Raw genomic sequence first — 15,814 nt, forward strand, 5'->3', positions numbered from 1 at the left:
GGGGCACCGGTGAACGACCGACAGGACCCGTACGACCCGTACGCGCGGGATTCCTATCCCCAGGACCCGCAGATCTACGGCTACGACGCCTATGGCCGGCCGGTGTACCAGCCGCAGGACGCGCAGCAGGGCTACGACCCGTACGCGCAAGAGCAGCCGCAGGAAGGTTACGGCTACGACCCGTACGCGCAGCAGCAGACGCAGCAGCAGTACGGGCAGGCGCAGCCGCAGCCCCAGTACGACGACCCGTACGCCGGGCAGCAGCAGTACCCGCACCAGCACGACCCGCACCAGCCGCAGCAGGGCTACGTCCCCCAGTCACCGCTGGGCGGTGCCCCCTACGCCCCGTACGACAGCCCGCAGGGCCCGCCGCCCGGCTCGGCCCCCGGCTCGGAGCAGGACCCCTCCTACGGCGCGGCCCCCTACGAGACGCCCTCCGGGGCCGACGCCCGCACCGGCAGTCAGGCCGGCAGGCAGCCCGCCGACCAGTCCGACGGCGAGCCGTACCACACCGAGCAGTTCTCCTTCGTCGAGGAGCCGGACGAGGACTCCGAAGACGTCATCGACTGGCTCAAGTTCGCCGAGACCCGCACCGAGCGGCGCGACGAGCGCAAGCGCAAGGGCCGCAACCGCGTGGTGGCGCTCGTGGTGGTCATGGTCCTGGCCGCGGTGGGCGGGGTCGGCTACCTCTGGTACGCGGGCAAGCTGCCGGGCCTGTCCGACGACGAGCAGGGCCCGGCCGCCGCCGGGGGGCCGCAGAAGCGCGATGTGATCGTGGTCAACCTGCGCGAGACCAAGGGCGGGCGCACCTCCACCGCCCTGCTGGTGGACAACGAGACCACCAAGAAGGGCACCACCGTCCTGCTGCCCAACTCCCTCGCCCTGTCCACCGAGGACGGCGGCTCGACCACGCTCGGCAAGTCGGTGGTCGACGAGGGCTCCGACGCCACCCGTGACTCCCTGAGCACGCTGCTCGGCTCGAAGATCCAGGGCACCTGGCGGCTGGACACCCCGTATCTGGAGAACCTGGTCGAGATGGTCGGCGGCATCACCGTCGACGCCGACACCACCGTCCCGGGCGCCGCGAAGGGCGACGACCCGCTGGTCCAGCGCGGCAAGCAGCGCGATCTGAGCGGCGAGGCCGCCGTCGCGTACGCCACCTACCGCGGGCAGGGCGAGGCGCAGACCAAGCAGCTCGCCCGCTTCGGGCAGGTCATGCACGCGGCGCTGAAGAAGATCTCCAGCGACCCGTCCGGCGCCACCACCACCGTGGAGTCGCTCGCCCAGATCCCGGACCCGTCGCTGAGCGAGAAGGAGCTCGGCGCGTCGCTGGCCCGGCTGGCCGAGCAGGCCAAGGGCGGTTCGTACGACACCACCATGCTGCCCGTCCAGCCGGACGGGACGCTCAGCGAGCGGACCACCGACCAGGTCAAGACCATCCTCGGCGGCGCGGTCAAGAACGCCGACCAGGACGCGGCCCCGCGGGTCAGCGTGAAGAACGCGGGCTCGGTGCGGGGCGCGGCGAACGAGGCGCAGGTCGCCCTGGTCAACGGCGGCTTTACGGTCGTCGGCGCCACCGAGCAGGGCGGCACGCCGCAGGCGGCCTCGCAGGTGCTGTACGCGGACGCGAAGCAGGCCGCCCAGGCCAAGGAGGTCGCCAAGACGCTCGGGCTGGGCTCCGGCGCCGCGAAGAAGGGCAAGGTCGCCTCGAACGCGGACATCACGGTGCTCCTCGGCCCGGACTACAAGCCGAAGAGCTGACCGGGCGGCGAGCGGCCGGACGGGGTGACGGTGGGGCGTGAGACGCTTGGGGTATCACGTCCCACCGACCGAAAGCCTCGCCTGTGACCGCCACGGACCGCTCCATCGAGCTCATCAACGCCGCCGCCCAGGCCGCCGCCGACAAGCTCGCGCACGACATCATCGCGTACGACGTCAGCGATGTGCTCTCGATCACCGACGCCTTCCTGCTCGCCTCGGCTCCCAACGACCGCCAGGTCAAGTCGATCGTCGACGAGATCGAGGAGCGGCTGAACAAGGAGCTGGGCGCCAAGCCGGTCCGCCGCGAGGGCGACCGCGAGGCCCGCTGGGTGCTGCTGGACTACGTGGACATCGTGGTGCACGTCCAGCACAGCGAGGAGCGCGTCTTCTACGCCCTGGAGCGGCTGTGGAAGGACTGCCCGCAGCTGGAGCTGCCCGCCGACGCCGAGGCCACCCGTGGCAAGGCGGAGGAGTACGCGCGGGCGCAGGGCCCCGACGGCGGGCTGGACGGTGAGCTGCGCTGAACGGCTCCCAGGGCGGCCGCGGCCGCCGCATAGTCCTGTGGCGCCACGGCCAGACGGCCTGGAATCTCGAGCGCCGCTTCCAGGGGACCACGGACATCGAGCTGACCGAGACGGGCGTCGTGCAGGCGCGCCGCTCGGCTCGGCTGCTGGCCGCGCTGAAGCCCCACGCGATCCTGGCCTCCGACCTCAGCCGCGCCAAGGCGACGGCTGCCGAGCTGGCCACCGTCACGGGCCTGCACGTCAACTACGACGCGGGGCTGCGGGAGAGCTACGCCGGGCAGTGGCAGGGGCTCACCCATGAAGAGATCACGGCGCGGTTCGGCGAGCAGTACGCGGCGTGGAAGCGCGGCGAGCCGGTGCGGCGCGGCGGCGGCGAGCTGGAGACCGAGGTGGCCGACCGGGCCGCGCCGGTCGTGGCGGAGGCCGCGGACAAGCTGCCGGACGGCGGCACGCTCGTCGTGGTCAGCCATGGCGGCACGATCCGCACCACCATCGGGCGGCTGCTCGGCCTCGAGCCGAACGCCTGGGAGGCGCTCGGCGGACTGTCCAACTGTTCCTGGTCGGTGCTGGGCGAGGGCGCGCGCGGCTGGCGGCTCCTGGAGCACAACGCCGGGTCGCTGCCGGAGCCGGTGCTCGGCGACGACGACTGAGACGGCGGCGCTGCGGCGTCGCTGACCGGATTTCTTTTCCGGCAGGTCACCGGCTAAGCTTCATCTCGTTCGAAGCGCTCCGGCGCGACGGAGAGCGGGGCTATAGCTCAGTTGGTAGAGCGCCTGCATGGCATGCAGGAGGTCAGGAGTTCAATTCTCCTTAGCTCCACAGGATTTGGACCGCGGTGATCCCGCTTCCCTCAGAGGGAGGCGGGATCTTTCTTTTCCGCCTCCGTGGCCGCTTGCTCCGCCAGGATCTCGGAGACGCGCCGGGCGTGCCGGGAGCAGCCGATGAGCAGGTCGTCCATCGTGCGCAGCCGATCCAGGAGCGCCCGGCTCTGCTCGTCGCTCGGGGTGTAGACCACGACGCGGCTCTCCGGAGCCCCCTGAATCACCAGGGAGGTCGAGATCAGCCGCAGCTCGCCGACCGAGGCATGCCGCACGAGTTTGATCCGGGAGCCGGGCGGGGCGACATCCCCGCTGCGCCACATCCTGGTGAACTCCTCGCTGAGGCCCAGCAGGCGGTTGATGAAGCCCTCCCAGGCGGGCTCGCCCACATGGCGGCCGTATCCGCCACGCAGCGTCGCCACCATGAGCGGCAGTTCATTGGCTCGGTTGATGAACATGGAACAGCAGTCGGGATGGGAGAACAGCTGCCACAGCGCGTTCCGCTCGGCGCGGGGTGCTATCGCGAGCGACGGGAAGAGGACCTTGTAGGCGGCGTTCTGCGCCAGCATGTCGTACCGCGCGTTGTAGACCACCGCCGGGAGCGGGTCCACCGCGTCGATGATGCCCTGCACCTCCGGGCTGATCGTCTGCGCCTCGTCCGCCGGGCCGGGGGCGTACGGCACCTCGGCGAGGTGGTAGAGGTGCTCGCGCTCGGCCTGGTCCAGGCGCAGGGTGCGGGCCACCGCGTCCAGCACCTGCGCGCTGGCGTTGATCGGGCGGCCCTGCTCCAGCCAGGTGTACCAGGTCACGCCGACCCCGGAGAGCTGGGCGACCTCCTCCCGGCGCAGCCCCGGCGTGCGGCGGCGCAGCCCCGGGGCCATGCCCACGTCGGCGGGCGTCACACGGGCGCGGCGGGTGCGCAGGAAGGCGGCCAGCTCCGGCCGCCGGCGCTGGGTGCTCACTGCCATCGTCGTCCCCCGATCTGCGTCCGTCCCATGCTCTCTGCCGCGGCGGATGCTTGCCAGGTGCCGCCAGTACCAGCATCGGCGGGCTCTCGTTACCCGTACCGGCCCGGCTCCAGGCTCGCTCCATGACACACACCACCCCGACCACCTCGGTGGAGCCCGGCGCGTTCGACGACGCCGGTGGATCCAGTAAAGGCGATGCCACTGACAACCGGCCCCGGCGCCGGGCGCCGGGCCCCGGCCGACTGCTCACGATCGTCCTGACCGGGCAGCTCATGGCGGTCCTCGACGTCTTCATCGTCAATGTCGCCGCCCCGACCCTCCGCGCCGATCTGCACGCCTCGGGCTCCGGGCTGCAGCTGATCGTCGCGGGCTACACGATCTCCTACGCCGTGCTGCTGATCACAGGGGCGCGGCTGGGCGCCCTGATCGGCCACCGGCAGGCGTTCCTCGCCGGGCTCACGGTCTTCACCGCCGCCTCGCTGGCCTGCGGGCTGGCCCCCGGGACCGGGGCGCTGATCGCCTTCCGGTTCATCCAGGGCGCGGGCGCGGCGGTGATGCTGCCGCAGGTGCTCAGCCTCATCCAGCGCACCTTCACGGGCGCTTCGCGGGGCCGCGCGCTCGGCGCCTACTCCGCGGTGCTGGCCTCCGGCGCGGCCCTCGGGCAGATTCTGGGCGGGGCGCTGGTGCAGGCGGATCTGTTCGGGACCGGCTGGCGTCCCGTCTTCCTGGTGAATGTGCCGATCGGTCTTGTGCTGCTGGCCCTGGGGCCGCGCGCGCTGCGCGGCGCCGAGGAGCGTCCGGGCGCGGCGGGCGCGGGCGGCGGCGCGGCGGGGCGGTCCGGGGCCCTGGACCTGGCCGGTCTGCTGCTGCTCGCGGCGGCGGTGCTGCTGTTCACCGTGCCGATGGTGCTGGGCCAGGAGCGGGGCTGGCCGCTGTGGGGCTGGGTCATGCTGGGCCTGAGCGCGGTCCTGGCGGCGGTCTTCGCGGCGTACGAGGCCCGGCTGGCCGGGCGTGGCGGAGCGCCGCTGGTCTCGCCGCGGGTGGTGGGGGCGCCGGGCATGCCGCTGGCGGTCGCGCGGATCGTCCTGGGGATGGCGGCCAACGGGGGCTTTCTGTTCGTGATGACGCTGCATGTGCAGGGCGCGCTCGGCTACAGCGCCCTGCGGGCCGGCTTGACCTTCGCACCCACGGCCGTGGCGTTCGGCCTGGTCGGCCTCAACTGGCAGCGCATTCCGACCCGCTGGCATTCCGTCACCGTGCCGGCCGGATTCGTGCTGGCGGCGGCCTCGTTCACCGGGGTCGGGCTGGCGCTGCGCGGCGGATCGGACGGCGGCGCCTGGCTGTTCGTCGCGCTGGTGGGCGTCGGGACGGGGCTCTCCTTCGCCTACAGCCCCGTGCTGACCCGGACGTTGGCGACCGTCAGGCCGCAGGACGCGGCGGACGCCAGCGGGGTGCTGGTGACATCGACGCAACTCGGCCTGCTGACCGGGGTCGCCGTCTTCGGCGCGGTCTTCCTGGGCCACGGGCCGGGCGCGGACGCCTCCGCGGACGCCCTGTGGGTGACCTGCCTGGCGCTGGCGGGCGCGGCGCTGTGCGGAGCGATTGTTGGTCTGGTGATACGTGTGAGGTATCTCCGCTGACCTGGGCGCCTTCCCGTGGCAGAATCGGCGGCCGGAGGGGGATGGGGCGACGAGTCCGAAGGGGAGGGACAGTGGGATGCCGAGCAGCATTCTGCGGTGCCCGTCCTGCGGCTCCGGTGAGGTGGCCCAGGTCCTCGGTGACAACGGCGGTGTTTCCTACGTGTGTACGGCCTGCGGCCACAGCTGGAGCTGAGTGAGATTGGGAGCACACAGCCGGAAGTGCGACTGGTGTGGCAGCGGGACGCCGATCGTGCGCGACATGGAGCCGCTCAACCCCGACTACCAGTACTGGTGTGTGGAGTGCGCCCGGGCGCTGATCATCAAGGGCGACCCGATCGAGACATACCGGGAGCTCGAAGGGGAGCCGATCTACGGACGACTCCTCGACGAGCACTGCACCCTGAAGCGCTTCTACTCCTTCGCGACGGCATAAGGGGCGCGCTCGGGGGCCCCGGGAAGCCTGGCGGAAACCGATTTGGCAGACGGCCGTGGGGTCCGTGTAATGTAGGCGATGCCGCCGCGGGGGACCGGGCGGAGCAAGACCTGGGGCTATAGCTCAGTTGGTAGAGCGCCTGCATGGCATGCAGGAGGTCAGGAGTTCAATTCTCCTTAGCTCCACAGTGTGAGTGGGCGGGCCGTCCGGCGAGGACGGCCCGCCCCTTGTCGTAGGCCCCGCGCCGCTCCGGCGGCAACCTCTGTGCGCGCCATTGGTGCCCTGCGGTAACCTGACCCCATGCGTGCCGTACGCCTTCTGCTTAGCGGGCCGCGCTGATCAGTCCCGACCGGTGATCCACCTGGTCGGAATCGGCGCGGCGTCCCCTCCTGTGCGAGGGGTCTTTTTGTTTCAGATGCGACTGCGACGAAGAGTCGCCCGGTACCGCAGGCAGAGACGACCGATGGAGCTTTGAGGACCATGAGCGAGACCAATGCCGCCGAGGCCGCCGCGCCGCACCGCTACACCGCCGCGCTGGCCGCCGACATCGAGATCCGCTGGCAGGACTTCTGGGACGCGAACGGCACCTACGACGCCTCCAACCCGAGCGGTGAGCTGGCCGGGGACCCGGAGGCCGTGGCGCGGCCCAAGAAGTTCATCATGGACATGTTCCCGTACCCCTCGGGTGCTGGCCTGCACGTCGGCCACCCCCTGGGCTACATCGCCACCGACGTCTACGCCCGCTTCCACCGCATGACGGGCCACAACGTCCTGCACACCCTGGGCTTCGACGCCTTCGGCCTGCCCGCCGAGCAGTACGCCGTGCAGACCGGCACCCACCCCCGGGTGAGCACCGAGGCCAACATCGAGAACATGCGGCGCCAGCTGCGCCGCCTGGGCCTGGGCCACGACCCGCGCCGCTCCTTCGCGACGATCGACCCGGACTACTACAAGTGGACCCAGTGGATCTTCCTGCAGATCTTCAACTCCTGGTACGACGAGAAGGCCAACAAGGCGCGCCCGATCGCCACCCTGGTCGAGCAGTTCGCCTCCGGTGAGCGGGCGACCCCCGACGGGCGCCCCTGGGAGGAGCTGACCGCCGCCGAGCGCGCGGATGTCCTGAGCGGCTACCGCCTGGCGTACGCCTCCGACGCGCCCGTCAACTGGTGTCCGGGCCTGGGCACCGTGCTGGCCAACGAGGAGGTCACCGCCGAGGGCCGCTCCGAGCGCGGCAACTTCCCGGTCTTCAAGGCCAACCTGCGTCAGTGGAACATGCGGATCACCGCCTACGCGGACCGGCTGCTGGAGGACCTGGAGGCGCTGGACTGGCCGGAGGCCATCAAGCTGCAGCAGCGCAACTGGATCGGACGGAGCGAGGGCGCCCGGGTGGACTTCCCCGTGGCGGACCACCCCGACGCCAAGATCACGGTCTTCACCACCCGCCAGGACACCCTGTTCGGCGCGACCTATATGGTGCTGGCCCCCGAGCACGGCCTGGTGGACGCCATCGTCCCGGCCGCCTGGCCCGAGGGCACGCACGACGTGTGGACCGGCGGCCACGCCACCCCGGCCGAGGCCGTCGCCGCGTACCGCAAGCACGCCGCCGCCAAGTCCGACGTCGAGCGGCAGGTCGAGGCCAAGGACAAGTCCGGTGTCTTCACGGGCGCCTTCGCGGTCAACCCGGTCAGCGGCGAGCGGGTGCCGGTCTTCATCGCCGACTATGTGCTGATGGGCTACGGCACTGGCGCGATCATGGCCGTCCCCGCGCACGACACCCGCGACTTCGCCTTCGCCCGCGCCTTCGAACTGCCGATGCGCTGTGTCGTCGACCCCTCGACGGCGTCCGACAGCTCCTCCGGAGCGGGCCGCGACACCGACCCGTCCACCTGGGACGACGCCTTCAGCTCGTACGACGCGAAGATCGTCAACTCGGCGGGCGAGGACATCTCGCTGGACGGTCTGGGCGTCATTGCGGCCAAGGCCCGGATGGCCGAGTGGCTGGCCGCTCGCGGCATCGGCGAGGGCACCGTCAACTTCCGGCTGCGTGACTGGCTGTTCAGCCGCCAGCGCTACTGGGGCGAGCCCTTCCCGATCGTCTACGACGAGGACGGCGTGGCCCACCCGCTGCCCGAGTCGATGCTGCCGCTGGAGCTGCCGGAGGTCGAGGACTACTCGCCGCGCACCTTCGACCCCGACGACGCCGACACCTCCCCGGAGACCCCGCTGTCCCGGAACGAGGACTGGGTCAACGTGGTGCTGGACCTGGGCGACGGCGCCGGGCCCAAGCGGTATCGCCGCGAGACCAACACCATGCCCAACTGGGCCGGCTCCTGCTGGTACGAGCTGCGCTACCTGGACCCGCGCAACGCCGAGCGGCTGGTCGACCCGGACATCGAGCGGTACTGGATGGGGCCGCGCGAGGGGCAGCCGACCGGCGGCGTCGACCTGTACGTCGGCGGCGCCGAGCACGCCGTGCTGCACCTGCTGTACGCGCGCTTCTGGTCCAAGGTGCTGTACGACCTGGGCCACATCTCCTCGGCCGAGCCGTTCCACAAGCTGTACAACCAGGGCATGATCCAGGCCTATGTCTACCGGGACAGCCGCGGCATCGCGGTCCCGGCGGCGGAGGTCGAGGAGCGGGACGGCGCGTACTACTACCAGGGCGAGAAGGTCACCCGCCTGCTGGGCAAGATGGGCAAGTCCCTGAAGAACGCCGTCACCCCGGACGAGATCTGCGACGAGTACGGGGCCGACACGCTGCGCCTGTACGAGATGGCCATGGGGCCGCTGGACGTGTCGCGGCCCTGGGACACCCGCGCGGTGGTCGGCCAGTACCGGCTGCTGCAGCGCCTGTGGCGCAATGTGGTGGACGAGGCCACCGGCGAGGTCAGCGTCGTGGACGCAGAGCCGGACGAGGCGACGCTGCGCGCCCTGCACAAGGCGATCGACGGCGTGCGGCAGGACATGGTGAACCTGCGGTTCAACACCGCCATCGCCAAGATCACCGAGCTGAACAATCACGTCACCAAGGCCCGCGAGGTGCCGCGCCAGGTCGCCGATGCCCTGGTGCTGCTGATCGCGCCGCTGGCCCCGCACATCGCCGAGGAGCTGTGGCGCACGCTGGGCCACGACACGACGGTCGTCCACGAGCCCTTCCCGGTCGCCGACCCGGCGTACGTCGTCGACGAGACCGTGACCTGTGTGGTGCAGGTCAAGGGCAAGGTCAAGGCACGACTGGAGGTCTCGCCCTCGGTCTCCGAGGAGGAGCTGGAGAAGCTGGCGCTGGGCGACCCGGCGGTGGTGGCCGCGCTGAACGGCGCGGGGATCCGGAAGGTGATCGTGCGGGCACCGAAGCTGGTGAACATCGTCCCCGCGTGACCGCTTGCTGACCGCTCGCTGATTGCTTGCTGATCGCTTCGGGGTCGGGGCCTCCCGCTTCGGGCCGCTTCGGGCCGCTTCGGGGCAGGGCGCAGGGATCCCGCGTACGGGCGGGTCGGAGGTTCGCCGGGAACCCCTGACCCGCCCGTTGCGTTTACGGTGGAAGGACGACCGATGCTGCCGGCCGGTGCCACCCGGCCCGCCGCCCCGAAGGAGCGCGCATGGAAGCCGTTGTCTGGATCCTGCTGCTTGTCTTCCTGCTCTGCGTCTCGGCGGGGGTCTACGCGAGCGTGCGGGCGGTCAAGGCGGCCAAGCGCGGCATCGACCGCACGGTCAGCCAGGCCCGCCGCACGATGGAGGACACCAGGCTGAGGGCCAAGCAGTTCGTACAGCCCGGCCCGGCGGGAGAGCTCGCCGAGCTGCGTCTGTCGCTGCGCACCTCGATGCGGGCGACCCACGAGGCGCTGCGGGCGGGCGCGCCCCAAGATCGGTCTCTGTCCGAGGCCTTGGGCCTGTTCGAGCGGCTCAGCGCCCACGGGCGGGAGCTGGACGAGGAGCTGAAGCGGCTGGAGCAGGAGCCCGCCAAAGGCCGCCTGGAGTCCCAGCTGCCCGAGCTCCGGGAGCGTACGGAACGGATCACCCGCTCCGCGGACTCGCTGCGCTGGGCGGCGCAGGACCGGGCGCAGCGGTTCGCCCGGGACGACCTGGACGCGCTGGACCGCGAGATCGAGGTCGAGGCGAGCGCGCTGCGGCACTGGACACAGGGGCCCGAGCCGTCCCCGGCGGATCGCCCGACGGCCGACGAGGCACCCCGGTCCGTCACCGGCCCCAGCTCCACGGCCGCGGCGGACCGCTGGTGGCAGGCAGCGACATCAGCGGCTGGCGCCGCGGGGACCTCAGCGGCTGACGCCTCGGGCGCGCGCCGAGAGAACAGGACCTGATCATCCGGCGGGGTCGCGCTGTCCGCCCAGGCCATCCCCCGATAACCTCCCAGTCATGTCCCGCCATGTCGCGATCGTGACCGATTCCACGGCGTACCTTCCGAAGGAGGCCATGGAGCGGCACCACATCGTCTCGGTGCCGCTGACGGTAGTGCTCGGAGACCGGGCACTGGAGGAGGGGACCGAGATCTCGGCCCGGTCCCTCGCGCAGGCGTTGCAGAAGCGCAGACCGGTGACCACGTCCCGGCCCAGCCCGGGAATGTTCGCGGCCGCCTACCGCGCGGCCGCCGAGGCGGGCGCGACGGGCATCGTCTCCCTCCATCTGTCTGCCGAGTTCTCCGGCACCTATGACGCGGCCCTGCTCGCGGCCCAGGACGCGCCCGTGCCGGTGCGGGTGGTGGACAGCGGGATGGTGGCCATGGCACTCGGCTTCTGCGCCCTGTCGGCGGCCGAGACCGCGGAGAGCGGCGGCACGCTGGACGAGGCGGTCGCGGCCGCCGAGAAGCGGGCCGAGGGCACGGCCGCCTACTTCTACGTCGACACCCTCGACTATCTGCGCCGCGGCGGGCGCATCGGGGCTGCCCAGGCGCTGCTCGGCTCGGCCCTCGCGGTCAAGCCGCTGCTGCAGCTGGACGGGGGCCGGATCGAGCTGCGGGAGAAGGTCCGCACCGCGTCCAAGGCCATCGCCCGGCTGGAGGAGATCGCGGTGGAGCGGGCCGGCCGGAGCCCTGTCGACATCGCGGTGCATCACCTGGCCGCGGGCGAGCGGGCGTCGGCCCTCGCGGACCGGCTGCGCGAGCGGGTGCCCGGGCTCGAGGAGCTGTACGTGAGCGAGGTCGGCGCGGTGATCGGCGCTCACACCGGCCCCGGTCTGCTGGGCGCGGTGGTCTCGCCGCGCTAGCGGGGCAGGGGCGGGGCCAGATGCGCTCGTCCGGGTGACGGAGTTATCCACAACTCGTGGGTTATCCCCGGAAATTGAGGTGCGTCGGCGGGATCGGCCGAGGCCGCCTACCGTCAGGCGCATGGGAGCACACTCACGCACAGTAACCACCAGGCCGGGCCCCGCCCGCCGCCACGACCGTCGCCCGCCCTCCGGCCCGGGCCACCACCTGCTCCGTCGCCGCCCCGGCGCCGGGGCACGCCCGGCCGCGGCCGCATACCACCGTCACGCGCGCGCGACCGCGCTCTTCCCCACTGCACCACGACTCACCGCCGCCACCCCCCAGCCGCCCCCGGCGGCCGCCGATGCCCCCGGGAGCCGGGATGCCCGGCGCGCGGAGCGGGAGACGGTGCCGGACACAGAGCAACCCAAGACAGCCAGGACAGCCGACGCGGAAGCCGACAGCGACAGCCCGGGCATGCCGCGCCGCGACCGCCTGCGGCTCGCGCTGAAGGAGCGGCTGCCGCTGTGGCTCCAGCTCCGCTGCGGCATCGAGCTGCGCACCTTGGCCGCACTGACCGTCGCGCTGCTCGTCGCGGCGGCCTTCGCGGCGTACCACTTCCTGACCGGCCGACCGCAGACCGTCGCGGCGCCGGTTCCGGAGCCCCCTCGCCCGGTGGCCTCGGAACAGGCCTCGGCTCCGTCGCCCGGGGCGGGGCCCACGGCCTCGGCAGGGCCGGCCCCCGGCGCTGCGGGCTCGGTCGTGATCGATGTGTCGGGCAAGGTCCGCGACCCGGGGGTGCACCGGCTGCGCTCGGGGTCGAGGGTCGCCGACGCGCTGAAGGCGGCCGGAGGGGCCCGGCCGGGCGCGGACCTCAGCGGGCTGAACCGGGCCCGTGTCCTGACGGACGGTGAGCAGATCGTGGTCGGCGCGCCCCCCGCGCCGACCCCCACCGGCAGCGGCGCCGCAGCCACGGCGGAGCCGGGTGGCGCAGCGGGCGGCGCGGGGCCCGCGTCCGCCGCACCGGTCAGCCTGAACTCCGCCACCGCCGACCAGTTGGACACCCTCCCCGGGGTGGGCCCCGTGCTGGCCCGGCACATCCTCGACTACCGCACCCAGCACGGCGGTTTCCGCTCTGTCGACGAACTTCGCGAGGTCAACGGGATCGGCGACCGCCGGTTCTCCGACCTCCGCCCGCTGGTCCGCCCATGACGCCCCGGCAGGCCCCGCGCCCCCGCGCCCCGGTGCACGCCGAGGCCGCCTCCCCACGCGGAGCCTCCGCCCCGCGCCAGGAGGGTCCGGCCGACCTACGCCTCGTACCGCCCGCCCTCGCGGCCTGGCTCGCGGCGGCCCTCGCCCTCGGAGCGCCCGGCCGCACGGTCGCCCTGGCCTGCGTGGGAGCATGCCTCGCGGCAACGGCCCTCGTCTGCGCCGCCCACCGCTCTCGGAGCGCCGCCGTCTCACCTCCAATCTCGCCCAGCAACGCGGGCACAGCCCCGCGAACGGGACCGGCAGGCCCCGAGGAAGCGGAAGCCGGGACCGCCCCGGGGGCTGGGGCGGCTTCGGGAGTTGCGGCCGCCTCGGGGGCTGGCGCCACTCCGGGAGTTGGTGCTACCTCGGCAGTCAGGGCCACTTCGGGAGCCGGGGCCGCCTCGGAGAGTGGGGCCGCCTCGGAGACGGGGGTCGTCCCGAGCGCTGGGGCCACCCCGGCGGCCGGGGCCGTCTCCGTAGCCGGGGCGCGGCGGCGTGGGGTTGTGGGGAGCGTGGCCGCGGTGCTGGTGTGCGGGGCCGCGGCGGCTGCTGTCGCCTGGGCGCACGGGGCGGACGTGCGGCGGGGGCCGGTGCCGTCGCTGGCCCGGGCGTATGCCGGGGCCACCGTCGAGGTGACCGTCACGGGTGACCCGCGCCTCACCCGGCCCCGGGTGCGGGGAGCCGCGCCCGCGCCTGCGTCCGTGGTGCTGGAGGCGGAGGCCACCCGTGTCACCGCCGACCACGGCGGCTCGGCGGCCACCACCCGCGCCCCCGTCCTCGTGATCGCCCACCCACGGCCCCAGGAGCAGTCCGCCTGGCTCCGGCTGCTGCCCTCCACGCGCCTGCGCGTCCACGGCCGCCTGGCCCCGCCGGCACACGGCGGCGACCGGATCGCCGCTGTGGTGCGCGTCGACGGCGGCGGCTCGCCGCGGATCGTCGCGGGGCCCACCGCGGCCCAGCGCGTGGCCGGGCGGCTGCGGGCCGGTCTGCGCGCCGCGACCGACGGGCTGGACCCGGACGCGCGGGCGCTGCTCCCGGGGCTTGTCGTGGGGGACACCTCACGGGTGCCGCCGGACCTCGACGAGGCGTTCCGGGCCGCGGACATGACGCATCTGCTGGCGGTCAGCGGAAGCAACCTGTCGGTGATCCTCGCGCTGCTCATCGGCCCGCCGCACCTCGCCGCCCGGGCCGAGCGGCGCGGTCTCGCCGCCCGGCTGGGCATCCCGCTGCGGATGACCGCGCTGCTCGGCGGCGGGCTCACGCTCGGCTTCGTCATCGTCTGCAGACCCGACCCCAGCGTGCTGCGCGCCGCCGCGTGCGGGCTGATCACGTTGCTGGCCATCGCCACCGGCCGCCGCCGGTCCCTGCTGCCCGCCCTGGCCGCCGCCGTCCTGGCGTTGGTCCTCTACGACCCCTGGTTGGCGCGGAGTTACGGTTTTCTCCTCTCCGTGCTGGCCACGGCCGCGCTGCTCACCCTCGCGCCGGGCCTCGGCGCCGCCCTGCGGCGGCGCGGGCTGCCGCCACGGCCCGCCGAGATGCTGGCCGCGGCCGTCGCGGCCCAGGCGGTGTGCGCGCCGGTCGTCGTGGTCCTGGCCGGGCGGGTGAGCCTGGTGGCGATCCCCTGCAATCTGTTCGCCGAGCTCGCGGTCGCCCCTGCCACGATCCTCGGCTTCGCCGCCCTCGCGGCGGCCCCGCTCGCGTTCCCGGCCGCTGAGTGCCTGGCCTGGCTGGCCGGTTGGCCGGCCGGGTGGATCGCCTCCGTGGCCCGCACGGGCGCGGGGCTGCCCGGGGCGGAGACGGCCTGGCCGGGCGGCTGGACCGGCGGGCTGCTGCTGGCCGCCGTCACCGCGGTCGCCGCTCTCACCGGCCGCCGCCTGCTGAGGCACCGGCTGCTGTGCGCGCTCTGCGCGCTGCTCCTGCTGCTGGCGCTGATCCGCCCGGCCCCGCTGGCCCGGGTCATCACCGGCTGGCCGCCTCCCGGTTGGCGCCTGGTGGTCTGCGATGTCGGCCAAGGCGACGCGCTGGTTCTCTCCGCCGGTCCGGGCACGGCCGTCGTCGTGGACACCGGTCCCGAGCCGCGCGCCGTCGACCGCTGCCTGAGGACGCTGGGCGTGGTCCGTATTCCGCTGCTCGTTCTCACTCATTTCCACGCCGACCATGTGGCCGGGCTGAGCGGCGTGCTGCGCGGCAGGGCGGTGGGCGCGATCGAGACGACGCCCCTGCGGGACCCGCCGGACCAGGCCGAGTCCGTGCGCCGCCGGGCCGGGGCGGCGCATGTCCCGATGATCACCGCCGGACCGGGGGAGCGCCGCCGGGTCGGACCCCTGTCCTGGGAGGTGCTGTGGCCGCCACCCACGGCCGTGTCGACCGCGGAGGGGCCCGACACGGTCGCGCCGCCCGTGGAGGGGCCGAATGACGCGAGCGTCACCCTCCTGGTCCACACGGCGGGCCTGACCTTCCTCCTTCTGGGCGATCTCGAACCGCCCGCGCAGAGCGCCCTGTTGGCCGCCCACCCCGCGCTGCCCGAGGTGGACGTCCTCAAGGTCGCCCACCACGGCTCCGCCTACCAGGACCCGGGCTTGCTCCGCCGAGCGAGCCCGCGCCTCGCGCTGATCAGCTGCGGCGCGGACAACCCGTACGGCCACCCGTCACCCCGGACCGTCACCGCCCTCCGTGCCCGGGGCGCTGCCGTCCTGCGCACCGACTCCGCCGGCCCGATCGCGATCACCGGCCCGGATCTGCGGGCGGCGGTCAGATGACCCACTTCCCGTCCCGCATCAGATGCCGTCCGCGGCTCTCGCGCTCCTCGTGCCATACCTGCACCTCGGTCGGCGATACCTTGAAGTACACATACGAGTCGTCCTTGGAGGCGCGCGGATCCCACTCGCACTTCGCCGCGAAGGCGTCGGCCACCGCCACGGGCACCTCGTTCCGCGCGAAGGTCTCCACCACACCCTCGACGAGCACCACATCGCGCGTATCCGCCAGGGACAGCCGGGCCCGGCCGACGTCCCGCAGATTGCGCCCCGTCGGGTTCTTCTCGCGAGTGGACAGCCACACCGCGTCGCCGTCCCACAGAAAGGACAACGGCACCAGACACGGCGCCCCGGCCGGGTCGGCCGAAGCGACCCAGACGTCCACCTCCCGCTCCAGCCGCTCCAGCGCATCGCGTTTGCGCTGTTCCGCTCCGCGCACGACTGCTGTTCCCATCCGTGTGTC

12 protein-coding genes and 2 tRNA genes are annotated in these 15,814 nt (G+C 73.2%); 12 read left to right on the forward strand and 2 right to left on the reverse strand.

What is annotated here, in order from left to right; all coding sequences use genetic code 11:
- Positions 1–9: 9 nt before the first annotated feature.
- The 4 genes from PV419_RS00595 (at position 10) to PV419_RS00610 (ending at position 3,104) form a co-directional block, all read left to right on the forward strand.
- On the forward strand, positions 10–1,761 hold the full coding sequence (locus PV419_RS00595) for an LCP family protein (RefSeq protein WP_319685609.1): 1,752 nt from the start codon (positions 10–12) through the stop codon (positions 1,759–1,761).
- 83 nt (positions 1,762–1,844) lie between these two features.
- The gene (gene rsfS / locus PV419_RS00600) at positions 1,845–2,285 is read left to right on the forward strand and encodes a ribosome silencing factor (protein WP_319685610.1); all 441 of its coding nucleotides are present in this window, start codon (positions 1,845–1,847) and stop codon (positions 2,283–2,285) included.
- Entirely contained in the window at positions 2,282–2,935 is a 654-nt protein-coding gene (locus PV419_RS00605) for a histidine phosphatase family protein (protein WP_319686185.1), read from the forward strand. Before rsfS ends, PV419_RS00605 begins: the two co-directional genes overlap by 4 nt.
- A 96-nt stretch (positions 2,936–3,031) precedes the next feature.
- A tRNA-Ala gene (locus PV419_RS00610) sits at positions 3,032–3,104 on the forward strand.
- Between the two features lie 31 nt (positions 3,105–3,135).
- On the opposite strand, the gene PV419_RS00615 is transcribed toward PV419_RS00610, so the two are convergent.
- Positions 3,136–4,071: a helix-turn-helix transcriptional regulator gene (locus PV419_RS00615; protein WP_319685611.1), complete on the reverse strand. Its 936-nt coding sequence runs from the start codon at positions 4,069–4,071 to the stop codon at positions 3,136–3,138.
- Positions 4,072–4,193: 122 nt separating this feature from the next.
- Between PV419_RS00615 and PV419_RS00620 the strand changes: the two genes are divergently transcribed.
- The 8 genes from PV419_RS00620 to PV419_RS00655 all read left to right on the forward strand — a co-directional run bounded on the left by PV419_RS00620 (position 4,194) and on the right by PV419_RS00655 (position 15,354).
- On the forward strand, positions 4,194–5,711 hold the full coding sequence (locus PV419_RS00620; RefSeq protein WP_319685612.1) for an MFS transporter: 1,518 nt from the start codon (positions 4,194–4,196) through the stop codon (positions 5,709–5,711).
- 199 nt (positions 5,712–5,910) lie between these two features.
- Positions 5,911–6,144, forward strand: coding sequence for a hypothetical protein (locus tag PV419_RS00625; protein ID WP_065959277.1), 234 nt, complete (start codon positions 5,911–5,913; stop codon positions 6,142–6,144).
- A 112-nt stretch (positions 6,145–6,256) separates the two neighbouring features.
- Positions 6,257–6,329, forward strand: a tRNA-Ala gene (locus PV419_RS00630).
- 295 nt (positions 6,330–6,624) lie between these two features.
- Positions 6,625–9,522: a leucine--tRNA ligase gene (gene leuS, locus PV419_RS00635; protein ID WP_319685613.1), complete on the forward strand. Its 2,898-nt coding sequence runs from the start codon at positions 6,625–6,627 to the stop codon at positions 9,520–9,522.
- 221 nt (positions 9,523–9,743) lie between these two features.
- Positions 9,744–10,463 carry a hypothetical protein gene (locus tag PV419_RS00640; RefSeq protein ID WP_319685614.1) on the forward strand — a complete coding sequence of 240 codons (720 nt, stop codon included), beginning with the start codon at positions 9,744–9,746 and terminating at the stop codon, positions 10,461–10,463.
- Between the two features lie 55 nt (positions 10,464–10,518).
- Positions 10,519–11,364, forward strand: a complete 846-nt coding sequence (locus PV419_RS00645; RefSeq protein WP_319685615.1) for a DegV family protein — start codon at positions 10,519–10,521, stop codon at positions 11,362–11,364.
- Between the two features lie 121 nt (positions 11,365–11,485).
- Positions 11,486–12,556: a ComEA family DNA-binding protein gene (locus PV419_RS00650; protein WP_319685616.1), complete on the forward strand. Its 1,071-nt coding sequence runs from the start codon at positions 11,486–11,488 to the stop codon at positions 12,554–12,556.
- A 32-nt stretch (positions 12,557–12,588) separates the two neighbouring features.
- Entirely contained in the window at positions 12,589–15,354 is a 2,766-nt protein-coding gene (locus PV419_RS00655) for a ComEC/Rec2 family competence protein (protein WP_415925218.1), read from the forward strand.
- Here the strand turns inward: PV419_RS00655 and PV419_RS00660 are convergent.
- Positions 15,347–15,805: a pyridoxamine 5'-phosphate oxidase family protein gene (locus PV419_RS00660; protein WP_319685617.1), complete on the reverse strand. Its 459-nt coding sequence runs from the start codon at positions 15,803–15,805 to the stop codon at positions 15,347–15,349. The genes PV419_RS00655 and PV419_RS00660 overlap by 8 nt on opposite strands.
- Positions 15,806–15,814: the final 9 nt, after the last annotated feature.

It is taken from the genome of Streptomyces sp. ME19-01-6 (assembly GCF_033793745.1).
GTDB lineage: Bacteria > Actinomycetota > Actinomycetes > Streptomycetales > Streptomycetaceae > Streptomyces.